This window comes from Mesotoga prima MesG1.Ag.4.2 (genome assembly GCF_000147715.2).
Taxonomy (GTDB): domain Bacteria; phylum Thermotogota; class Thermotogae; order Petrotogales; family Kosmotogaceae; genus Mesotoga; species Mesotoga prima.
In genome coordinates this window covers 2,740,473-2,761,540 of the sequence record NC_017934.1, presented here as the reverse complement: position 1 = coordinate 2,761,540, position 21,068 = coordinate 2,740,473, and the positions used below count along the sequence as shown (strand labels likewise).

Genomic DNA, 21,068 nt, shown 5'->3' with positions numbered 1-21,068 from the left:
ACCTTCACCCGTTAGCATATAACGGGTCTATTGTAAATCAATTGCTCTTCGTAAGTATCAGACGCCATTGTGTTCCATGAAGCCCAACCCAACTCCACTTGAATTCCTTCATTACAACAGTGTTCATTCCGCGTGAAAAGAAACTGTATTCTCCCAACCCGGATTCCTTCTGAGATATCTCGCTACCCAATACTCTTAGCTCCTCAAAGGGCTCGTAAAGCTTGTCAGTAAAGAGATTTCTGCCTATCTCCATTTTATCTTGATCATAGAATATCAACCCATCTGGCTGCATGACCCAAAACTCATAAGGTTCATAGTTCTTCGGGATTACTAGCGGCGCGAGGCGTCCACTTTTTCTTTGAGGGAGCTATCATGGACATCACGTGAGTTCCTTCTGGACATATCGAAGGTTCGTCAATCGAAGGTATGTATACTGTGACATCGCTTTTGGCTATTTCGTCAAATTCCTCGACAAGCATCTCCAGCGGATTAGTTCCGGCCGGGATAGCAGAGGAATCTACGGCGGCGTACACGACCATGGCGGGAAAAGTCGGCTCAAGGGACTCCACCCATTCAACTCTTTCCTGACTAACATGTTCCTCGGGAATGATTCCTCCATAGAGATTCCAGACCGTTCCGCCGTAAATCACGAAGTCAGATCTAATTTCGCTCCCATCTTCCAGCTTTATCCCCGATGCCTTCCCATCATCAAAGAGTATTTCATTAACGCGATTTTCGTATAGCATGTAGCCGCCGTTTTTCTCGATCGCCTTTTCGAGTTTGCTCGGTATCATCTGAGAAGAACCTACGGGGTAAAAGCCGCCTCCTTCATGATTGTCTATGAACATAGTTACGGCCAGTACGCCGGGGGTTTCCTTTACAGTCGTATAGCAGTAGGTGGAAGTAAGAACATCGAAAAACTGATAAAGCTCCTTTGCCTCGGGGTCGATAAACTTTTTCATAAGTTCTTCAGTGCTTTTGAATAATAGCCTGATCATTTTGGCCTGTCGTACAGGATGCTTCAGCAGAGATCTGAGACTATCGCTTCTCTTCATTTCAGTGGGAGGGACGATTACACGATCAGCAACTATCACTTCGTGATATAACTCGGCTAGATAGTTGTAGAACTTCCTTAGCTGTTCTTCATATCCAGGAAAGTTATTTCCAAGCTCTTCTATAAATCGGTCGAGATCTGGCCAAAAGACAATTTTCTTCTCTCCGAAGGTCACGGAGTATAAAGCCTCGTGTCTTACCATTTCAATGTCTTCACCGATCTCGTTGAAAACAAACCTGTGAGAATTGAAGCCGCGGTTTCCGAATCCGAATACCATGCCAACTGCAGAATCAAACGTGAAGTCACTTCTTCTGAAGATCGAGCAACATCCTCCGGGAAGATAATGCTGCTCTGCAACGAGCACTTTTAGTCCCTTATTAGCTAGCATAGAGGCAGCCGATAAACTTCCGAGTCCAGATCCAATTACCGCAACGTCGTATTTGCTTTCGGGAAAGAACTTACCGTTCATATACACCCCCCGATCAATAAATACATCTTGTCTATTAGAATTCTAAATTATTGGAATGCCCTTCTCCTAGAGTTTTATGCAGCTTCGGAAAAGTAGATTGGCAGAGGATAAGCAATAGTAAAGGCGGAGCAAAATGCTCCGCCTGAAAGATCTGCTTATCGCTTGATAGTGGTACGAGGTTACCTTTAAGGAATCATCACCGTATCTATTACATGGATTACGCCATTTGCCGCAATTATATCCGTTACGATTATCCCAGATCCTTGAATCTTGACTTCGTTTGGGTTTATCATCAGCTGACCGCCATTAAGAGCAGTCAAAGATCTCATACCCAGTACATCTTCAGCCATGTATTCTCCCGATACGACATGGTATAGGAGGATGTTCTTTAGAGTCGGTATATCCTTGAGCAACGATTCGATAGTCCCTTCGGGTAATTTTGCAAAGGCTTCATCATTTGGGGCGAAGACTGTGAAAGGCCCATCACCCATAAGCGCTTCGACTAGACCGGCTTCCTGAAGTGCTGTTACCAGTGTTGTAAAGGAGCCCGCATCGATAGCAATTTCAGGGATTCTCCTTGTCTCTCTTTCCGGGGGAAGGATGACCGTGTCAATAACATGAATTACTCCATTGCTTGCCTCAATATCAACTGCCGTTATCATTGCATTACTGACGTAAACCTTGCCTTCTTCTACTCTTATTGGTATAGAGCTGCTTTCTACGGACTTGAGCGATTCAAGAGATACCACGTCTGAAGACATATACTTTCCAGGAACCACATGATATGTAAGAATTCTCGTAAGCGCCGGTATATCGTTTAGGAGACTTTCAACAGTTCCTTCCGGAAGCTTTGCAAATGCTTCGTCAGTTGGAGCGAACACAGTAAAAGGTCCATCTCCTCTATTAGAGTCTCCACTAGACCTGCCTTTTCAACTGCCGCTACGAGTGTACTGAAATTGCCTGCTGAAACCGCTACTTCTACTATGTTCTTGGAGAAACCAGTGAAGACTAATCCTATTAAAACTAATACCAGAAATACCTTTTTCATCACTATCACCTCAATCAGAATTTTTCATACTACATTTTTCAAAACTATATCGTTTACAATTTAATTTTATTCTGCCATACTTGCCGTTGTCAATAGGGTTGTGCACAATGGAAAATCGGAGATTGCGATTTCTCTTTGCCTCTTTGAAAAAGCTACACAGAAATAATCATACGAATATTTAACTACTTCTTAATCTCCGCTTTACTTCGATGATCATGGTTATCTTGAGAGATTAGTAGTTGACAAGAGATAAGCGACTTTGGAAGTGAGGTTTGATAAGACAATGATTGGTTCCTCAAATTGGCTATCACTTACGTGTAGATCTCAACTCGGCCGAGCCCTTTTCGGTAAGCTTGAGGTGTCCGTCCTACTCGGTTATCAACATTTCCTTGTCTAGCGCCTCGAGGGCGGTCTTAACTATCGATTCGTCAGACTGCGAATCGGAAATTTCAGAGGCTCTGAGTAGTTCAATATCTTCATAAGCCATGGATGCCTTTGCTTCGCACTCGAGCTGATCGCGAGTCTGTATCTTCTCTTGATCGATCATGAAAAGTAACCAGCGCTTTAGCTGCTTCACTCTGAACTTGTTGAAGAGGGAAAGCCATATCTTTCGAAGTCGATCCCCTCCTTCTGATTTTGAATTAGGTCACCAATGGGCCTTTATGTGAAACATTCTGTATAAACAGCAAAATTTCGATCAGATTTCCAAAGAAAAAGCATAAAGGTGCCCTATAACTCAAGGCACCCATAACCTCTAAGCTTTAAGCTTTTCCGTCGCGCCAACCATGAGCGCGAACGATTTTTTATTTAATTTTAGTTGTCTTATTCCCAGTGGTTCTAGCACAACCCATTAGAACAGTTCTGATTTTGGGAAACAGTGTAATGGTTTCATTCTCAAAGTCTCTTCTCACTCATAATAGGTGATTAGGTATACAGTCTTTGTTATCGGCTTCCACAGGTCCTTGTCTTCAAGGTAAACGAAGTACTTTTCCTGAATACAGTTTCCTCTATCGTCGTAGAGGTATTCATAACTGTAAGTGAGCGGACTTCCACTGATATTTCTGTTATAGTTGGTTTCTTTTAGCTTTAGTCCTTCACTATTGTATTCAGCCGAGTATACAAGATTGCGCGACTCAGAAAGGCAGTCGACCTCGAGAACCATATTGCCATTATCGTATTGAGCTTCATGCTCGGATAAGATCTTTCCACTTGCATCGGATAGGATAAATCTTACTAGATTCCCCTCATCATCGTAAGAAGCTTCGTAAACAGAAACGATCGTATCGCTCGCACTGTAGCTGTATGCCTTTATCAAATTACCTTCTTCGTCGTATTCATAACCGTACTTATAAGAGAAGTCTCCGTACTTGCCATAGCCGATCTCCAGAAGCAAGTTGCCGAGGTCATCATATCGATACTCGTTTCTGAATTCAGTTTGAAGTCCTTCCTTTTCTTTGTACTCATAGACAATATACTTGGTTTCCTCAGTCATGTAACCGAGTTCGTTATAGCCAGCTAAATATCTAGTACTGTTTGATGAATCATACTGAACATCGTTCCCTTCGACGAAGTTTCCACTTTCGTCGTACTTTGCAGAGTATTTTGAGATTATCGAACCATCTGAGGCGTACTGAATTCCTTCGATCTGTCTCCCGTTCTCGTCGTACTTGTATTCATAGCTATGTTCTAATGCTGAGTCGTTTACTATCCTCTTACCTTGCATGGTGAGCATATTACCTTCACTATCGTACTGATAGGAATAGTCAAACTCCAGAACACCATCGCCGGAGAGTTTGCCCTCACGGATGGTGTTTCCCGATTCATCGTACTCAGCGGTCAGAGTGGCAAACTTTATCCATAACTCCCCGTCCTGAGTATTATAGTTTCTTATCTCAATCCTTTTCACTCCGGATGTATTGATCTTGTCCAGGTAAGAATCAACCCAGAAGGCTCCACAAAAGCTTCCTATAAACAAGGAGACGATAAGTATGAAACAACTAAGTCTGAAAGCACTTGATAACAATTTAATCACCTTCCATCGACGCAGTTTCAGTTTGTTTTATTGAAGAAGTTCTTTTGAATATCTGAGAGAATGACTGCAACCGCTCTGGCCCCCGCGTCATATGCGCCAATGCTCCTGACACCCAGATATCTGGCCCTTCCTTTCGTCGCAACAATCGTTTTTGTAGATTCAGCTCCTTCTTCTGCTTTGGTTGCGGCCTTGTCAAAGGCCGCTTCTATTGGTTCGTTCAGCTTTGCACTTTCCTTCAAAGATTCTTTGAAGGGGATAAGCGCATCTAGAAGAGTTTTGTCACCCAATTGAGCTTTACCGACCTTCTGTACTCCATCTACCATTGCCTGGAAGAGTTCAGCAATGTCGGCTATTTCGAGAGTCTCCTTTCCTTTAGAAGCTCTAGAAGCGCTCAAAAAAGCATTGCCCCAAATTGGGCCAGAGGCTCCACCACATTTTTCCATTATTATCATGCTGCAGTCTCTCAAAAAGGTTCCAACATTGCTCTTTTCGAGATCCTTCCATTTTGACTTGACTTCAGAGAAGCCTTTCGCCAAAGAAGCTCCGAAATCACCGTCTCCGGCAACAGAATCGAGATCACAGAAGTACTGTTCGTTTTCTAGTATAGAATCGACAGCGATTCCAACTATTTCTATGAATTCATCCTTCGAGATTACGGTCATCTTCTAAGCCTCCGTTTCCTTCCAGGCAGCGGTTTCACAGGGTGCAGAGAGAAGTCTCTTCATCTGTTCGTCGAGCATAAGAACGGAAATCGACGCACCTTCCATATCTATAGACGTCATGTAGTTTCCAACGAGAGTCTTTGCCACTGCTATTCCCTTACTGTTAAGAATCGTGGCTACCTCATTGTTCAGAATAAAGAGCTCTTGCAGCGGAGTTCCACCAAATCCATTTACCAACACGGCAACCTCTTCATCCTTTGATACGGATAATTCGCCAAGTATTCTTTCGATAATCAATTCAGCGGTTTCTTTCGCCGAGAGTAATCTGTCTCTAAATATTCCGGCTTCTCCGTGAATTCCGACACCAACCTCAATCTTGTCCTCTTCAAGGTCGAAAGTCGGTTTTCCTCTTGCTGGGACGGTACAGGAAGTCAGTGCAATCCCCATAGTTCTAACATTGTCGATAACTCTTTGGGCGATCTCCTTTACCTGCTTGAGAGAAGCTCCCCTTTCTGCCAGAGCTCCAGCAATTTTGTGAACGAAGATCGTTCCAGCCACACCCCGTCTGTCTTCCTTCTTTTCGATTGATATATCATCATTCACACAAACGCTATCAACTCTAATATCGTAGTCTTCAGCCATTGCAGCAGCGCTTTCGAAATTCATGACGTCTCCAGAATAATTCTTTATAACCAGCAAGACCCCTTGTTCTGAATGGTTGTGTTTTATAGCGTTGAAGACCTGCATTACGGACGGTGAAGCAAAGACATCACCACATACGGCCGCATCAAGCATTCCCCTGCCTACGAACCCTGCATGAGCAGGTTCATGACCACTTCCACCGCCACTAATTAGGTTAACCTTGTTCTTGTTGGGATTCTTTCTCGAAATCACCATGAATTCCTCGTCGAGTGCAAGGTTCTCCGGGAAAGCCTTCACCATTCCCTGACACATTTCGATTACCACGCTTTTGGGATCATTGATCAGCTTCTTCATCTCTCTACACCACCTCAGCTATTCTTATACCATATCTCTTACTAGTTCTTGCTCGGTTGGTTTCCGCCTCTTATCGGCATCTACGATAAGCGAAATGTTTCCATCTTTCATAATTACTATCCTGTTGCTCAATCCTATGAGTTCGAGCAAGTCGTCTGTTATTAAGATGATGGCAAGGTTCTTATTTGCCGCTTCTCTTATGAAGGTGTATATTTCCTCTTTTGCTCCGATGTCTATGCCTCTGGTGGGATTGTCGAGAATCAGAATATCGAGATTCTTCATAATCCATTTGGTCAGTACGATTTTTTGTTGGTTTCCTCCACTCAACGAAAAGCACAGATCTTCGCTAGTTGCCTTAATTCGGAACTTCTCTATTCCCTCTTTGATCAATTTGGATTCTTGCCTGTTGTTTATAAAGCCCAGGCGACTGCTGAACTCACCAAGTCTTGTAATCGTAAGATTTTCTGCGACCGTTGACAAGCCGATTATTCCGTTTTCCTTCCTTTCGGAAGGAACATACCCGACTCTTAGCTTGGTCATATTTCTTATCGTGGCTTTAGACACGGAATGGCCATCTATAATGATTTCTCCTTCTGTTGGCTCTCCCACCCCAAAAAGGGTCTCGCCCAGGAACTTCTTTCCAGAGCCAATCAGTCCACCTATTCCAAGGATCTCCCCACGACGGACTTCCAGAGAAACAGAGTCATAAAGGCCCTTCTTGGAAAGATTTCTCACCCTCAAGACGGGATCCTCATCCCCATTGAATTCCTTTTGATCTTCAACTCTGTAGGTGTCGGCACTTAACTCTCTTCCTACCATAAGCGGGTGGATCTCTCTCTCTTCCGAGACCTCGGGATCAACTTCTCCAACCAGCTGCCCATCTTTGAGAATTAGAATCCTGTTACAGGCATTCATCAGTTCTGAAAGACGGTGTGAGACAAATATGAATGTTGCCTTGTTTGAAAAACTCTTAATTCTGTCGAGAAGAATCTCTCTTTCCTTTTCTGGGAGCGCAGCAGTTGGTTCATCAAGAAGTATTAGAGGGGTCTCGATCTTGTACATGTCTGCTATGACAAATGCCCTGATGATCTCAAGCATCTGACGCTCGTGAAATGAGTATTGGGAGACTTCTTTTCTTGGGTCGATATCGAGCCCAAAACTCTCCAGATAACGTTTCGCTTCGGAGATCATCTGCCTCTTCTTCAAAGTACCGGCCACCTGGAATCTCTTCTCGTGTGAAAGAAAGAGATTTTCGTAAACAGTCAGGCTTTGGACAAGGTTCTGCTCCTGGAAGACCATCGAAACTCCAAGTATGTTAGCCTCTCTGAAGCTTTGAGGAGCATACTTTTTTCCTTCCAGAAACATCTCTCCTTTATCGGGTGGTTCAACTCCCGCTATAAGCTTTAGCAGAGTTGACTTTCCCGCCCCATTTTCACCGGCGAATCCAATAACGTCGTTCTTATTGATCTTGAAGGTAACATCTTTCAGTGCCTGCACACCAGGATAGTTTCTATCGATTCCCTTGATCTCAAAGAGGATTTTGCTATTTTCTTTTACTTTTTCATCCATAAAGATAAACCTCGCATTCTCAGTATCACCTTTTTGAATCGAAGATCACTTAACGGTGATCATCTTCGGTCTTCCAACATTGGACATAAGCGCACCGGCAATTATCAGAGCACCCATTGCAACGTTCCTGAATTCAGGCGTTACACCCATGAAATTCAGGCCGCTTATCAGAACGGTAACCAGCATCGCTCCGAGAACTGTGCCGATTGGTCCTCCTCGACCTCCGCTAAGAGGAATGCCGCCCATGACAACGATTGCTATTACGGGCAAGGTATAAGTATCACCAGTATAAGGGCATGCAGCTTCAAGCATAGATGCGTCAAGTGCCCCGGCTAGTCCTACGAGCGAACCATGAATCATAAATACAAAAGTCTGAATCTTTACAACGCTGATCCCTGAATACTGGCATACGTACTCGTTGTTGCCGATGGCGTAAATCATTCTGCCAAGCACTGTTTTCTTGGTTATCAAAAGTGTTATAAGCACCACAATGATAGGTATGGTGATCAGGTTTGATATGCCGTCTAGAAAACTTCCCCTTGCAACTGCGAGAAAGGATTCAGAACTGACGTTGTAAGGAGACCCTTTTAGCATCAAAACTGCAGTTCCATTTAAGATTCCCATCATGGCGATAGTGGATAGAAACGTCGGGATTTTCAGGAAAGTAGCCAGAAAACCGTTTATCAGACCTACCAGAGCCCCTACTATCATCCCCACAATAATCGATGCGCCACCTAGCGCAGAGCTAGCCATTGCGGATGCCACGGCAGTAATCGTTATCGTCGCTCCGACTGATACGTCAATACTTCCCATCAGAACGACCATAGACATACCCATCGATGCAATCAGCAGAATGGCCATCTGTACGAGCAAGTTGTTGAAGTTCTTTGCAGACAAGAATGTTGGATACTGCAAACCGAATATCAAGAACAAAACCACAAGTAGTAAGGGAGTCCACAGCTTTGAAAGTGGGAACTTTCGCTTCCTGTTTCGATTATCCATCATCATCCACCTCCCTGCCTACTTGGTAAGAAGTAATCTTCCGCGTCGATGAGGAAGCATTACGAGTGAAATGGCTGCGATTAGCAGTATGCCTTTTGCAATGTTTTGGACATTCGATGTACTTCCAATTAGACTCATTCCATTATCGAACATACTGATGAGAAGAACCCCTATGAGTGTCTTCAATAAACCACCAGAACCTCCCATGATGGAAGTCCCACCAACGACCACGGCTATTAGCGTATTGAAGAGGTACTTGTCTCCAAGTCTTGCTGGTGCCATTCCTAGATAAGAAGAAAGTAAAACAGAGGCAATACCGACCAATAACCCGGAGAATGTGAACGCGATTATCCTATATTTATTTGTATTGATTCCCATTTTCTTCACGGACTCTTCGTTGCTTCCTATTGCCAAAATGTATCTTCCCACTACTGTCTTCCTGCTTATGAATACGAAAACTGCAAATACAATGAAGGCCCAAATAATGACATTTGGAATGCCTTCGATCATCTGTCCCGTCGAAATCCAGGCAAAGTCCCTGTTTCTAATGGATATGTTATAACCATTTGTTAGACCAGTAGCTATTCCCACATAGACATACATCATCGCCAGTGTAACGATGAAAGACGGAAGTTTCAGAAGTACCACCAGTAGACCGTTAATCAGTCCCGAAAGGAATCCTACGACTATCGCAAGAACTATCATCCCTAATCCACCCTGAGGAAAGAAGTAAGCGGCAACAATCGCACAGGATGAAAGCATGGCGCCCACAGAGAGATCTATGCTTCCCATGAGTATGGGAAAAGTCTCTCCGGCGGCAACCAGAAGGAAGACGCTCGAGACTGTCAGAATACCTGTGATATTCCTTATTCTTGAGAATGGCGGATATAAGATTGCGAAAACCACAAAGATTCCAACAAGCAACAAGTAGGGAAGTACTTCAATAAGGTTCTCTGCTTTTAGTCCTTTTTTAAAGAGATTTTTGAGAGCCAAATTCCTCATCCTTCCAGAAAGAGTAGACTGATCCCCCGTCGCTGGAACAGTCTACTCCAGCATTCAAAAGTGTTTTTTAAGATTCATACGGTGCTTAGTTATTACATCCTTCTCCAAAATCTGGAATGTCGAAGCGGTAGGGAACGTCAATAACTTCATGAACAAGCACATCGTTTTCCATTCTCTTTACGATATCTGCTCTGAGACCTTCTTCCAGGTTGTTTGCAACAAATACGTAGTTGTATGGGGAGCTCTCGAATGGAGGTACGACCCACGCGGCTGTGAACTTTTCAAGGTAAAGCTCGTAGATCTCCTGGTAAAGACCGGATTCCATAGCTTCCTTGTATTCCTTGGGAACTTCGTAACCTCTGGGCTTGTCAAGGTAAATCCAGTTGGTAAATCTCTCGGGGTATATGGGAACTAGAAGTCCCTGTGGATCCCAGTCGTCTGGATGAAGCGTTCTTGACATCTTCTTCCAGTCGTAGTCATATGGAGCGTCCTTTCCGAAAGTCTCGATGTACCAGTCAACGTTTTCAGGGGTAATGAAGGTCTGCATTGTTGACATCATCGTTTCAGGAACGGTCGGTTTCCAGCCGTTCTTCATGTCGTATACAGTAACGGCATGTCTTCCAGCCATCCAGAATCCGTAAATTCCAGCGACAACGTCGAGACTTCCATCCTTGATATCGACGAGGTTGGACTTGTTAGCATCGGTTGTGACCTGGAAAACGTGGTCCAGTCCGGCCTCTTCACAGGCAATTGCCGCACCAACATTCATGCTGGTATTTGCGCCAAATATTCCGTCTATCCTGTCACCGAACTTTGCGATCCAGTCTTTGGTAACAGAGTAGCCCTTGTCTCTTATGAAGTCTGCATATTCCTCTCCGATAACAGTGATATTCGGGAAGTTCTCCATAAGAGCTGCTTTGTAGCCTCTAACTCTGTCGTTACCTGCTTTGGAGCCGGGGAATCCCCAGAGAACACAGGTCTCGCCCTCTCCATTGAGAAGTCTGCCCATTTCCAGACCGCCTAGATAACCATCGACATAAGCGTCAGGTCCAATGAACTGACCGTAGTATGGACCAGCGTCTAGTGGTGTCCACCAGTCGGCTATCTCTAGGATATTCGCGTAATAGACTTTCTCTCTGTTGACGAAGTTCGATGCCTGAATAACGGATTCGATTGTTGGTGAGTAACCGAATATCATCTTGACACCGGCGGCAGCGAAGGACTCGATTTGGAACAGGAACTTTTCGGGGCTCCTGTCGTCGCTGGCTGCTATGTACATGTTTCCAAGAGCCTCGACAGCCTCCCTTGCGCCTTTGTCAAAAGTAAGGAAGAAGTCGTTCGCCATCTGTGCATAAGTGCATACCATTGTTTCCGTTGAAAGTGCAGTAACACCAAACAAAGCAATAAGAGCAATTAACAGAACACTGAGCTTTTTCACCTGTCTTATCCTCCTTCAAAAGAAGTACTCTCATAGATCAAAACATTTACACGAACAGCTTTTTTCTTTGTGTCAACCTCCCTTCAAACAAACGAATCAAAGAATGATTCTTATCTTGTATTCGCCTCCGTAACCTTCGCCATAGTAATCGGTTTTCAAAGCGTGCAATTGTCCTTTGAAATAGCGGTTTCCAACAGGAGTCTCCCACTTCTTTCCATAGGCCTCAGTTACGTCGCCGGTGACTTCTCCAAGTTTTCCAAAGCGAGGCATTAAAACAGGGGTAGGGCCGTCAATTGCGAAAGGCGGGTAGTGCCATGTTCCTTTGTTCAAAAGAACGCCTTCATTCGGTCCAATGAGGAAGGCTCTGGTCTTCTCCGCTTCGGGGATCTTCGACTTCGGAGCAAGAACAAAGATGAACTGCTTTCCACCCAGAGGGAAAAAGAATTCGTAAGTTTCGTAATGAACCTCAGTCCAGTTTAGAACCTCACCTATTGGCTTAGGGTAGACAAAGAGCATACCCATCGAAAAGCGGTCTTCTTTGTTGTCCTTGAAAGGAATTAGATCCCAGTATGCCTTGATCATGCTGTTTTCGACTGCGGGTTTTGCGTCCACAGGATGCAACTCATACTTACCTTCTTCCGTGTCTTCATCTCTACCGATGATTCTGCCAAAGGTGCTGAAATCTCTCATACTTACTTCACTTAGTTTTTCCAGTTTTACGTCAACCACTGCCATAATCTCTCTCCTCCATTCTCAGATTTTTTGCTCACACGGTGAACAGAAATCTATTTTTCAGAAACTTAATGCATGGAACTCCAAAACAAAAAAGGTGCCTGCAACTAGTCAGGCACCCATAACCTTTATATTTCCTTACTCAGCAACACCAATCATAAGCATTGCTTTTAAGTATATTCACTTTTCATATATTCACTTAACAATTATGCACAAAACGATGCGTTTAGCAAAGTCCCGTGTGATGATTTCTATCCTATTTAAGACGTATTAATAACGATTATGAGAAAAAAGCTCAAGCGTTCGCGAATTCTGTACAGCTGGAACTACGGACCTACATACCGTAATGCAGAGTATTGTCTGCTTCTATGATTTCCCTTGCAACAACAACAAGCTTCAGATTCTTATCTCTACTAATCTTCTGGAGCAACTTCATCGCCTCTGATTCCTTGATCCCATTGCGGTCCATCAAAATCCCCTTTGCCCTTTCTATGAGTTTTCTTGCCTCTAGAGCCTCTCCCTGCTCTTGGAGTTCCTTCTTAAGAAGCACAAACTCCTTAAAACGGCCCATCGCAATCTCTATGGCGGGCTTGAGTTCCTTCTCATCAACGGGTTTGACGAGATAGTTAAAGACCCCTGCAGAGTTCGCCCGCTTGACGGTCTCTTCGCTGCTGTAACCAGTAACGATTATCGAGGGTACGAGTTTTACTTTTCCTATTCTCTCAATCGCTTCAATTCCGCTAAGCGCTGGAAGGTTAATATCTACGATCAGTAAATCCGGATCCTTTTCAAGCGCTAGTTTTACGAAGGTTTCGCCATCCATAGCCTCTCCTATAACATTGTGACCGAGATCAGTCAGTGTTTCTTTGAGCCCTCTAAGGACTATGTACTCGTCTTCTGCGATTAGTATGTTTAAAGAATTATCCATAGGAACTGACTCCCCTTTCGGCTAGGTTTAGCGCATAATTGCTAATATTCTTTTATGAGCCTCTCGTTAGCAAAAGGCTCTCTTTTGGAATCAGGATCTTTACTCTTGCTCCTTTTTCCGAGGAGATTTCAAGAGTACCGTCGAACTGATTTTCAACGATAGATCTCGCTAGAGAAAGCCCCAGTTTTTCGTCTTTTTCGGAGAAGGATCTATTGGGAAATCCCGTACCATTATCCTCGACGATTATTTCCACATTATCGTCAAAGCTCTTGCAGGAAATCGATATTAAACCGTTCTCTAAATCTTTGAAAGCGTGTTTCACGCAGTTGTTTATCAATTCGCTTATCGTCAGCGAGATCCCGCTTGCTTTGTCGTATGGAATAAAGATGTCATCGAGATCTTTCCTTACCTGAAGAGTACCATCTACTATGTTGAAACGCACAATAGTATCTACGAGACTCTTCAGGTTTATTATACTTCTACCAAGCTCGTCGTGAGAAAGAAGATCATGAACGGCGGCGATACTTTTCACCCTGGAAACAACATTGTCCAGAAGATCCTCGACTTCGCTGCCTGTCTTTCTATCCAAACTCCTCTTCTGGATATTTATAAGACTTACAATGGTCTGAAGATTATTCTTTATCCTGTGGTGGCTTTCCTGAAGCAACACCGAACTCCCCATAAGCCTGGTATTGTCTATTGCAAGGGCGACCTGCCTCGAAAGCGTATGAAATATCTTTTTCTGCTTTTCAGTTGGCTCATAGAATTTACGATAGCCTACCTGAAACAAGGCGGTGTGGTGAGATCTTACTGAGACTGGGTCACAAACAATTGTCTCGGTATTTCGAATGCTCTTAAAGAGCTTTTCAAAAAGCACATCATCGAAATTTGAAACAAAGAGCTTCTTGTTGTCCATTATTCTCATTACAACTTCGTCATTAAGGGCGGCTTCAACTAACTCAGTCTCTTTGTGTTTTATTGTGTCCATAATCGTTCTGGTCTTTTCATCGACCAGGTACACATAACAGGAGTCGGACTCCATAATTTTGCATGTGTAGTTTTCAAGCATTTTCAAGACATCATTAATCTCGTAATTAGAAGTAAGATACTCGGCCGCCCTCAAAACGGCGTCGATAATGTCCTCTGTTTCTATTTCCTCGGTCTCTCGTTTTATCGAATCTGATTTTTTCCATCCGAGTATGAGTCTTAGAAGTTTCTCCGGCTTGTCTTTCGCTTCTTCGGAGCTTAGAGTTCCACAAAGCACCCCTTCGGATAGAACACTTATTCTGTCGGAGTATTTCATTGCCTCGTCCCACTTGTTTGTGACATAGAGTATTCCCGTTCCCTTTTCCTTCAGTTCGGTGAGTATTCTAAGAAGAAGATCCTGTGACTTGGAACTTAAATTGGCAGTAGGTTCGTACAGAACCACCAACCGAGGCTCATAAATACATAGCCTCAGAAGCTCTATAAGCTTTTTCTCCTCGGTCGAAAGCTTATACACGTGAGTCTTCTCTGAAATGCCAAGGTCGAATCTTGCGATGAGTTCTTTCACAGTGTGGTTTATCTTCGAATGGTTAATCAGCTTGATAACATTGGAATGACTTCTCAACATGTACATGTTCTCTGCCACGGTTAAACCCTCTGCAACCATAGGTTCTTCGAGGAGGAACATGATGTCCGTCGAACCTCCGATCTTGATTTTGTTCGTGACATCTATTCCATCAAAAAACACTCTTCCGGAAATCTTCTTTTCAGCTCCGGTGAGAACATTAACAACAAGCTCCTTTCCGGCACCATACTCTCCAACAAGGGCGTGAACTTCAGAAGAGTTGACTTCCAGATTGATCTCCTTGAGATTGACATTGCCCGTGTCATTGCTACTAAGTTCTTTGATATCAAGAATACATTGCTCCATAGCGGATCCCTCGAATTCTGCAGCCTTTTTCCTTTCATACAGCTGCAGCAACAATAAATAGATCACGGATCAGAAAAGAAAGTCGAACAAACATTTGCTTGTTGAGAATGAGTCTCATAATCATTCTACAACACAATGTATCGAAACTATATGTATGTGTAGGTTTCTACATTTTCAGAGTCACATCTAACTCGAAAAACAAAAAACCTTGATCAGCATTAAGAATAGTAGGATTCGAGACTCGCGAAAACTAATGTTATGTGAAGTACAACTTTTGAAGTAAAAACATCACAGTAGAGAATGATAATAAAATATTAATTAGTGTTAAAATTTATATGTAAAGCAGATTGACGAGTCTCTTCATTTTGAACGAGATTCGGTTGGGTCTGCCTGCGTTAGAATTGACGTCCTGATGCTTAACTGGTTCGGCTTATCTGTCAGGTCAAGGAGGAATCTGAAATGTCTTACAAGCACTACTATGTTGGTGACTCCGTTTTGTCGACGGGTGACTACGAGGTTCACACTGGTGATTGTGTTGAGCTGGCAAGAGTAGAGTCAAAGACTTATCTTGGCTATTATGATAACTGTCAGGATGCGATTAGGAAGGCAAGTGATATCTATCCGAACGTAAGCGGCTGCAAATACTGCTCTCCTGGTTGTCACAGGAGATAATTTTCCCTAATTGCGGGGGCTATCGATTCTTTACTGCAACACTGTAGGTTGGTACGTGTGCGATCTGAAAAACTATTCGAAAACGCTGCTTGTGATAAAATCAGTCGAACCTGGATGGTTATCGATACCAGATAGTTATGAACTTTTTAGAGGGAGAGACCTATTTGAATGACGGCAGAACAAAGGTTGGAATAGGTTTTGCGACGGGGCGAAGGCATTTTCAGAGAGTTTTGCGTAGCTACGTCTACAACTGGAAAGAGTCTGAACTGGTTGACAGCAGAGAACTAACGCTGAATCTATTTGTTGCGTATGATCTGAATTACAAGAATACAAAGAAGGCAAATTACACCAAGATTAGTTCTGGTGTGGACGAATTACTGTTCTCCAAACACTTCATAGGTCAGAAGGAAGTTGAAGAAGAAAAGAGGGAGCTCATTAAGCGCGGGATTGTCGATTCGGAAGAAGCTTCTTTGGTTTTTGGAAAAGGATATGCTTCCCAAAGAAATATTGTTCTGTACAGCGCTCTAAAGAATCACATCGATTGCCTGCTCTACCTTGACGATGACGAGTATCCAGTTGCCGTTACGAACGACATGGGCTCTGTTTCGTGGATGGGCCAGCATCTTCTGAAAACTCACTTGAACTACATTGATCAGGCCGACATCACCTACGGTTATCACTGTGGATACATTTCTCCGATCCCCTTCATAGAGTTTTCTCCAGCACTACCCGAGGATACTTTCAGACTCTTCATTGAGGCGATTAGCAACGACATAGTCAAGTGGGAGACTCTCAAAAGACTTATAGTTGCTGGAGGAGTATCGTACGCCGATCCGAAAATACTGAACAGTGGTGAAGTCTTTGAAGTTGAAGAGGTAAATCATGCCAAATTCATCTCTGGATCGAATCTCTGTCTAAATCTAAAAGATCCGGGCAGACTTTTCCCCTTCTATAATCCACCTGGAGCAAGAGGTGAAGATACTTTCTTGAGTACCTGTCTGAGCGACAGGAGGGTGCTCAAAGTGCCAAGTCACGCATTTCATAACGCATTCTCAACGTACAACCACATTTTGATGGGTGTTCTCCCAACCAGTCTCAGACCTATAAGAGCCGATTCGAGAGACATAGTTAGACGTTTCTACAGATCCTGCATTGGATGGATCAGATACAAGCCTTTGCTTCTTTACATAACCGATCGAAACAACTATTCGAAGAAGATTGAAGAGATGAAGATCAACCTTAGGGAAACATTACCTTCTATTTCATCGTACTTTGGTACCGATTCGTTCTACAACATTTCCAAAGAGCTGAACAAGTATCATAAGTCGGTCGAGAAACACTATGAGCAGTTCGAAAGAGTAAAAGAGATTTGGTCGAAGATATCGGATTATCTCCGCGAAGCTCATTAAGGTTCTTGAATAGAAGTTTAATCTGAAGCTTGTATGGAACCCCTAAAGAGCAAAGATCAGAACTTGTCGGGCTTTTCTGCCTGAAGATCGAAAATATGTCCGCATTCTCTGCAAACGCGCACAATAACCTTGGATCCCATCGAAAGAGGCTTTCCTAAAGGCATAAGGGCCGCATAACCTGACCAGTAACCCTTTCCAATGTCCAGTGAGCCGCAATTTGGGCATTTGTCCGTTCGAATCATCGAATACCTCCAGTCATCATCTAGAATCGAAATGTTTCTATCCTCTATTAGAAGTTACAAAAAAATTGGGAGTCTTGGTTTTTTTTCTGCCGCCATTTGACTCTTCAACCTTGCTGATAGTTCGCTCACCATGAGTATTGCAGTCATGTCATGCGCGTCGTATAGATATCATTTGAAAATCCTAACCAAGGCCGGAGGTAAGCCCATTATTCTTTTGAAGAAATGAAGGCAGCGAAGAGAACCACAACTCCTCCTGCAAATAGGATTGTCCACCCAAGCCAGTGAAGTTGCGGTCCACCGATGATATTCGCTATTTCCTCTCCAGAACTACCGGGAACATTGCTCTGAATAAGCGCTTTAAACTGTGTTCTCAAAGAATTCTCATCGGGCAGGTCCCTAATCACGGTAATCAACCTCGCTACTACAACGCCAATCGAAGCAAGTCCGGAAAGAAAGACCATAGATCTCATTTTCACGATTCCCATGATACCCGCAAAGATAGCAATTGCCATTGTTAGTGCGCCATATAGATCTCCGCCGTTGAAATAGGTTGCTTCGCCTCCCCCTGGGAAACGTACTATCGGCAGGAACAAACCAGCTATAATCATTGCCGCTCCGACTATGGCGAGAAAAATCCCCTTTTTCATAATCTCCACCTCTTTTCTAATATCCTACGAGCATAAGACTTTAATCTAGTCTAGGCCAATGATATCAGAATACCACTTCAGGGTGTTGTATGTTTTATCTCATCAAGAGAGCTCTGATCGTAAAACTGTCGGTTATCAGATCGTTAACTCCAAGGTTTTCATTTCCGAATTCGCTCTCGAAAAATGGGAGCTGCATTACCTTTTCCAGAGACTGAACTTCCTTCGGTCTTTCTTCTGGTATCGTGTCAACTGAATTTTGAATTACCATTCTCAGCGGATCGAAGTTCCCGAAGTAGAAATCCTTATAGATTCTGCTCTCTTCCTCAGTCACTCCGACAGAGTACATTACACCCTGTCCTACTGACGCATCTACTTGAATCCACCCGTAATTGGGGAGATGAAATTCAGCCCGGAAAAGAGAGGTGAACCCCCGGGTTTTCTCGGCGGTATTCCAATTGAGCGGCAGAAAAATTGATTGCATTTCATAATCTCCATATCCGTGTTCCATAGCAAAAAGGCTTTCTGGAATACCTTCCGCCTCTAGAGAAGCTTGGGCAATAAGGCTGTAGACGTATTCTCTACGACAAAATCGTAAAGGAGTCTGGCCTGAAGATATGGTTTTTTCTCTTCTCCGACGATCCTTCCGGCAAGGTCCTTCATCTCTTCGTTGTAATAAATTGATTCCGTAGAAAGGGTACTCTCTATGTACATAGGGCTTTCTATGTCATATTCTCCGATTTGAGAAGGATCGATATCGAATTCCTGCCTGAAATGCCTGAAAGAGAAGACTATCTGTATGGACAGAGCTTCCTCCAGAGAACCTAGATTATAAGAAAGAAGCGTGCAGGCAATCTTCCCATCGGTCCTAGGATAGTCGACAAGGTTTTCGACCGGGACTATGCCAATTATCTCGATCATGTCCTGTCCTAACCTGTTCAGCTGAAGGGGAAGCAAGATCTTTAGATTGTCTTCATCCGGAAGATCTGACTTTGAAACCTCGACCGAGTATTCGACCAGAAACTCTCTGGCATAGAAGAAACCGCTTCAGTGGCGTTTGAACTCGACAAAGCCCGCCTGTCTCTTCCGCCCATATTATGAAAGAACGAATTTTACAGCTTCGGTGAAGTGATCGGCCCAATCTGGATTCTGCTCCACTAGATCGAGATCCCTGTGAAAAGATTTCTTTCAAAGCCTGTGAAGAATATCTCGGCAGTCCAATATCTTTCTTTGAATGTCTCTTTCTTCAACGAAATCATAGAGCTTCTCATGTGAATCTATCTGAGGATAGTTACTCTTGATTATTTCTCTTTCATCATCGAATGGATAGTGAATTCCATTATGGATTTGGTTTCTTTCTGTGATGTATAGTAATCCGGGCTCTTTTCAAGTGCTATTACCGCCGCCGTCGCAAACAATACAAATGCCAGTAATGTAATCAGTCTTTTCATAAGAACCTCCTTGCGAACCGTCAATAAAACCGATAAAAAATATGTTAATTATATAATTTATGTATTTTGTAGCGAAGACATCTCACCTATCCATATTGTACGGATTCTTGCTGCTTCTTTTAGAAGTTTGAACTCTGCTTGAGAAGGTCATAATCAGGATTTCAAGCGAAGAAAGCTGTCCTTGTGCAGATAAGAGTTAAATTTGATAAAATTAGTCATATTAAATTCTTTGTTGTTTGCATGAGAAGGACAGTTTCTATGCTGCATCTTGACTCTGCCATCGAAGATTGTGGAGGGGAATACATGAAACCAAAGATATCATTGTTTTTATCGGTCATATTCATCACGTTTCTAATCTCGCCGCTTTACGCAAACGCTATCGAGCCTCTTGCAAGACCCCCGATTATTGCAACGGCGATAGGCGACGGTGCTGCATCAGACGTTCTCGCTCTAGTCTGTGAAATCCACGGAATTGATTACGAAAACATCCTTCAATTGAAACCCGAAGAGTTCATGGAGAAGCTCGATTCGAAAAATGCGCCCGGAACTCTTGCTATTGCCCCTGGTGCCATGGTCGAGGGGGATCTATATACCTTATGCGGTGTTGAGGAAATCGATGTAGGGCAGGAGATTTCCAGAATAGAGGAGCTTATATCGATTGCGAAAGCGCGAGGAGTTCCCGTCGTGGCAATTCATATTGAAGGTGGCTTCACTTCACCAGATAACGATCCGAGGCAATCATTCGATTTGCTTATGCCAAAAGCCGACTACATAATCCTGGTGTCACCGGAAGGGCCGAGTGAGTATTTCTCCGCGCTCTCGGAGCAAACAGGAGTACAGCTGATAGTGGTCGACAAAGCCGAAAGAATTCTCGATGCTCTTGATCTCTTATTCTCAATGAGTGGATCTTGATGTAGTGCTTTAAACATAGTCTCACTGGATCAGTTTGAAATTTCTTTGATGATCTCTGAATAGTTCTATAGTTCTCATAAATCAGTCTTCTTAAGGGATTGAGTTACAGAATGGGATTAAGGATTCCGTGTTGTTCAATATTGGAGCATGCAAATCACCCTCGAGATTTTTCTCTTGCACAATAAGGGCTTTCCAATTCGCCGAATGGTTATTGCTACTAATCTAGCCTCTTCAGGTACCTTGAATTCTTAGTGAGTCGCTCCAGCTAATTGCTCTCCTTGTTACCAGTGATAGAATTGGGATGCGGGAGGAAGACAGAATTATCCTGGAAAGGATGGTTGTTATGGATTCCGAAAAGCTTACGGAGCAGGAATGGCACAAAAAGCAGGCGATAGTGAACTTCAACCTTACATGGGACCTAATAGATAAGAAAGACAGAACTGCAGAAGATGACCTTCTTATGATACATGCCGCTCACGCATCTCGCTTCCACTGGGGAGTAGTAGGTACCCCGATCGAATTTGCAAGGGGTGAGTGGCAGGTGTCCAGAGTTTACTCTTTACTCAACATGGCAGAGTCGGCCTTGTATCACGGAGAGCTTTCACTTAAGTATTGCACCGATAACGCGATAAGTGGTTTCGATCTTGCCTTTGGCTATGAAGCCGTTGCAAGAGCCTACATGATCGCAGGAAAACGCGACCGTATGGATGAGTATATGAAACTGGCAAGAGAAGCAGCCGATCTGATCGAGGATGAGCAGGACAAAAACTACTTTCTTTCAGAGTTGGAGTCGATCTACCTTTAATGAAAGGGTAAGAAGTTCTATTCTAATGGATCTAAGCCTTATGAGCTAGACGAACTGAACGAGGGTTTCACAATGAAGAGTCTGCA

22 protein-coding genes and 2 pseudogenes are annotated in these 21,068 nt (G+C 43.5%); 4 read left to right on the top strand and 20 right to left on the bottom strand.

Going from position 1 to position 21,068, the window contains the following annotated elements; all coding sequences use genetic code 11:
* Nucleotides 1-37: 37 nt before the first annotated feature.
* The 15 genes and pseudogenes from THEBA_RS12660 to THEBA_RS12595 form a co-directional block, all read right to left on the bottom strand.
* Complete coding sequence (locus tag THEBA_RS12660) at nt 38-292, bottom strand: hypothetical protein (protein ID WP_041928314.1); 255 nt, start codon at nt 290-292, stop codon at nt 38-40.
* 19 nt (nt 293-311) lie between these two features.
* Nucleotides 312-1,523 (bottom strand): phytoene desaturase family protein, encoded by a 1,212-nt coding sequence (locus tag THEBA_RS12655; RefSeq protein ID WP_014731868.1) that lies wholly within the window; start codon nt 1,521-1,523, stop codon nt 312-314.
* A gap of 185 nt (nt 1,524-1,708) precedes the next feature.
* Nucleotides 1,709-2,008 (bottom strand): annotated as a pseudogene (locus tag THEBA_RS15025) (fasciclin domain-containing protein); the annotation flags it as partial.
* Nucleotides 2,009-2,116: 108 nt separating this feature from the next.
* Nucleotides 2,117-2,571 (bottom strand): annotated as a pseudogene (locus THEBA_RS15020) (fasciclin domain-containing protein); the annotation flags it as partial.
* Nucleotides 2,572-2,938: 367 nt separating this feature from the next.
* On the bottom strand, nt 2,939-3,118 hold the full coding sequence (locus tag THEBA_RS12645) for a hypothetical protein (protein ID WP_041928313.1): 180 nt from the start codon (nt 3,116-3,118) through the stop codon (nt 2,939-2,941).
* A 360-nt stretch (nt 3,119-3,478) separates the two neighbouring features.
* On the bottom strand, nt 3,479-4,603 hold the full coding sequence (locus tag THEBA_RS12640; RefSeq protein WP_236609165.1) for an RHS repeat domain-containing protein: 1,125 nt from the start codon (nt 4,601-4,603) through the stop codon (nt 3,479-3,481).
* A 17-nt stretch (nt 4,604-4,620) separates the two neighbouring features.
* Entirely contained in the window at nt 4,621-5,265 is a 645-nt protein-coding gene (dhaL, locus tag THEBA_RS12635; RefSeq protein ID WP_014731866.1) for a dihydroxyacetone kinase subunit DhaL, read from the bottom strand.
* Between the two features lie 3 nt (nt 5,266-5,268).
* Nucleotides 5,269-6,261 carry a dihydroxyacetone kinase subunit DhaK gene (gene dhaK / locus THEBA_RS12630; RefSeq protein ID WP_014731865.1) on the bottom strand — a complete coding sequence of 331 codons (993 nt, stop codon included), beginning with the start codon at nt 6,259-6,261 and terminating at the stop codon, nt 5,269-5,271.
* A gap of 24 nt (nt 6,262-6,285) precedes the next feature.
* On the bottom strand, nt 6,286-7,830 hold the full coding sequence (locus THEBA_RS12625) for a sugar ABC transporter ATP-binding protein (RefSeq protein WP_014731864.1): 1,545 nt from the start codon (nt 7,828-7,830) through the stop codon (nt 6,286-6,288).
* A 45-nt stretch (nt 7,831-7,875) separates the two neighbouring features.
* Entirely contained in the window at nt 7,876-8,835 is a 960-nt protein-coding gene (locus THEBA_RS12620) for an ABC transporter permease (protein ID WP_014731863.1), read from the bottom strand.
* 15 nt (nt 8,836-8,850) lie between these two features.
* Entirely contained in the window at nt 8,851-9,834 is a 984-nt protein-coding gene (locus THEBA_RS12615; protein ID WP_041928310.1) for an ABC transporter permease, read from the bottom strand.
* An 85-nt stretch (nt 9,835-9,919) separates the two neighbouring features.
* Complete coding sequence (locus tag THEBA_RS12610) at nt 9,920-11,272, bottom strand: sugar ABC transporter substrate-binding protein (RefSeq protein WP_014731861.1); 1,353 nt, start codon at nt 11,270-11,272, stop codon at nt 9,920-9,922.
* Between the two features lie 96 nt (nt 11,273-11,368).
* The gene (locus THEBA_RS12605) at nt 11,369-12,007 is read right to left on the bottom strand and encodes an ureidoglycolate lyase (protein WP_014731860.1); all 639 of its coding nucleotides are present in this window, start codon (nt 12,005-12,007) and stop codon (nt 11,369-11,371) included.
* A gap of 331 nt (nt 12,008-12,338) precedes the next feature.
* On the bottom strand, nt 12,339-12,932 hold the full coding sequence (locus tag THEBA_RS12600; protein WP_014731859.1) for an ANTAR domain-containing response regulator: 594 nt from the start codon (nt 12,930-12,932) through the stop codon (nt 12,339-12,341).
* Between the two features lie 52 nt (nt 12,933-12,984).
* Nucleotides 12,985-14,847, bottom strand: a complete 1,863-nt coding sequence (locus THEBA_RS12595) for an ATP-binding cassette domain-containing protein (RefSeq protein WP_014731858.1) — start codon at nt 14,845-14,847, stop codon at nt 12,985-12,987.
* Nucleotides 14,848-15,306: 459 nt separating this feature from the next.
* On the opposite strand from THEBA_RS12595, the gene THEBA_RS12590 reads away from it, so the two are divergent.
* Entirely contained in the window at nt 15,307-15,519 is a 213-nt protein-coding gene (locus THEBA_RS12590) for a hypothetical protein (protein ID WP_006489546.1), read from the top strand.
* A 164-nt stretch (nt 15,520-15,683) separates the two neighbouring features.
* Nucleotides 15,684-16,928 (top strand): hypothetical protein, encoded by a 1,245-nt coding sequence (locus THEBA_RS12585; RefSeq protein ID WP_006489550.1) that lies wholly within the window; start codon nt 15,684-15,686, stop codon nt 16,926-16,928.
* Between the two features lie 56 nt (nt 16,929-16,984).
* Here the strand turns inward: THEBA_RS12585 and THEBA_RS12580 are convergent, their stop codons facing one another.
* The 5 genes from THEBA_RS12580 to THEBA_RS12560 form a co-directional block, all read right to left on the bottom strand.
* The gene (locus tag THEBA_RS12580; protein ID WP_006489552.1) at nt 16,985-17,170 is read right to left on the bottom strand and encodes a hypothetical protein; all 186 of its coding nucleotides are present in this window, start codon (nt 17,168-17,170) and stop codon (nt 16,985-16,987) included.
* A gap of 206 nt (nt 17,171-17,376) precedes the next feature.
* Nucleotides 17,377-17,817 (bottom strand): hypothetical protein, encoded by a 441-nt coding sequence (locus tag THEBA_RS12575; protein ID WP_006489554.1) that lies wholly within the window; start codon nt 17,815-17,817, stop codon nt 17,377-17,379.
* Between the two features lie 94 nt (nt 17,818-17,911).
* Nucleotides 17,912-18,298, bottom strand: coding sequence for a hypothetical protein (locus THEBA_RS12570; protein WP_006489556.1), 387 nt, complete (start codon nt 18,296-18,298; stop codon nt 17,912-17,914).
* Between the two features lie 59 nt (nt 18,299-18,357).
* Nucleotides 18,358-18,735, bottom strand: a complete 378-nt coding sequence (locus THEBA_RS12565; RefSeq protein ID WP_158309315.1) for a hypothetical protein — start codon at nt 18,733-18,735, stop codon at nt 18,358-18,360.
* Nucleotides 18,736-19,115: 380 nt separating this feature from the next.
* Nucleotides 19,116-19,265 (bottom strand): hypothetical protein, encoded by a 150-nt coding sequence (locus THEBA_RS12560; RefSeq protein WP_006489559.1) that lies wholly within the window; start codon nt 19,263-19,265, stop codon nt 19,116-19,118.
* A gap of 303 nt (nt 19,266-19,568) precedes the next feature.
* Here THEBA_RS12560 and THEBA_RS12555 point away from each other — a divergent pair, with 303 nt between their 5' ends.
* On the top strand, nt 19,569-20,177 hold the full coding sequence (locus THEBA_RS12555) for a DUF6305 family protein (RefSeq protein ID WP_236609164.1): 609 nt from the start codon (nt 19,569-19,571) through the stop codon (nt 20,175-20,177).
* 343 nt (nt 20,178-20,520) lie between these two features.
* Nucleotides 20,521-20,982 carry a hypothetical protein gene (locus THEBA_RS12550; protein WP_014731857.1) on the top strand — a complete coding sequence of 154 codons (462 nt, stop codon included), beginning with the start codon at nt 20,521-20,523 and terminating at the stop codon, nt 20,980-20,982.
* Nucleotides 20,983-21,068 lie beyond the last annotated feature (86 nt).

Excerpts from the sequence above, each read along its gene's own strand:
- THEBA_RS12660 (WP_041928314.1), bottom strand. The coding sequence starts at position 292 with ATGCAGCCAGATGGGTTGATATTCTATGATCAAGATAAAATGGAGATA.
- THEBA_RS12655 (WP_014731868.1), bottom strand. The coding sequence starts at position 1,523 with ATGAACGGTAAGTTCTTTCCCGAAAGCAAATACGACGTTGCGGTAATT.
- THEBA_RS12645 (WP_041928313.1), bottom strand. The coding sequence starts at position 3,118 with ATGATCGATCAAGAGAAGATACAGACTCGCGATCAGCTCGAGTGCGAA.
- dhaL (WP_014731866.1), bottom strand. The coding sequence starts at position 5,265 with ATGACCGTAATCTCGAAGGATGAATTCATAGAAATAGTTGGAATCGCT.
- dhaK (WP_014731865.1), bottom strand. The coding sequence starts at position 6,261 with ATGAAGAAGCTGATCAATGATCCCAAAAGCGTGGTAATCGAAATGTGT.
- THEBA_RS12625 (WP_014731864.1), bottom strand. The coding sequence starts at position 7,830 with ATGGATGAAAAAGTAAAAGAAAATAGCAAAATCCTCTTTGAGATCAAG.
- THEBA_RS12620 (WP_014731863.1), bottom strand. The coding sequence starts at position 8,835 with ATGATGGATAATCGAAACAGGAAGCGAAAGTTCCCACTTTCAAAGCTG.
- THEBA_RS12615 (WP_041928310.1), bottom strand. The coding sequence starts at position 9,834 with ATGAGGAATTTGGCTCTCAAAAATCTCTTTAAAAAAGGACTAAAAGCA.
- THEBA_RS12605 (WP_014731860.1), bottom strand. The coding sequence starts at position 12,007 with ATGGCAGTGGTTGACGTAAAACTGGAAAAACTAAGTGAAGTAAGTATG.
- THEBA_RS12600 (WP_014731859.1), bottom strand. The coding sequence starts at position 12,932 with ATGGATAATTCTTTAAACATACTAATCGCAGAAGACGAGTACATAGTC.
- THEBA_RS12595 (WP_014731858.1), bottom strand. The coding sequence starts at position 14,847 with ATGGAGCAATGTATTCTTGATATCAAAGAACTTAGTAGCAATGACACG.
- THEBA_RS12590 (WP_006489546.1), top strand. The coding sequence starts at position 15,307 with ATGTCTTACAAGCACTACTATGTTGGTGACTCCGTTTTGTCGACGGGT.
- THEBA_RS12580 (WP_006489552.1), bottom strand. The coding sequence starts at position 17,170 with ATGATTCGAACGGACAAATGCCCAAATTGCGGCTCACTGGACATTGGA.
- THEBA_RS12575 (WP_006489554.1), bottom strand. The coding sequence starts at position 17,817 with ATGAAAAAGGGGATTTTTCTCGCCATAGTCGGAGCGGCAATGATTATA.
- THEBA_RS12570 (WP_006489556.1), bottom strand. The coding sequence starts at position 18,298 with ATGCAATCAATTTTTCTGCCGCTCAATTGGAATACCGCCGAGAAAACC.
- THEBA_RS12565 (WP_158309315.1), bottom strand. The coding sequence starts at position 18,735 with ATGATCGAGATAATTGGCATAGTCCCGGTCGAAAACCTTGTCGACTAT.
- THEBA_RS12560 (WP_006489559.1), bottom strand. The coding sequence starts at position 19,265 with ATGAAAAGACTGATTACATTACTGGCATTTGTATTGTTTGCGACGGCG.
- THEBA_RS12555 (WP_236609164.1), top strand. The coding sequence starts at position 19,569 with ATGAAACCAAAGATATCATTGTTTTTATCGGTCATATTCATCACGTTT.
- THEBA_RS12550 (WP_014731857.1), top strand. The coding sequence starts at position 20,521 with ATGGATTCCGAAAAGCTTACGGAGCAGGAATGGCACAAAAAGCAGGCG.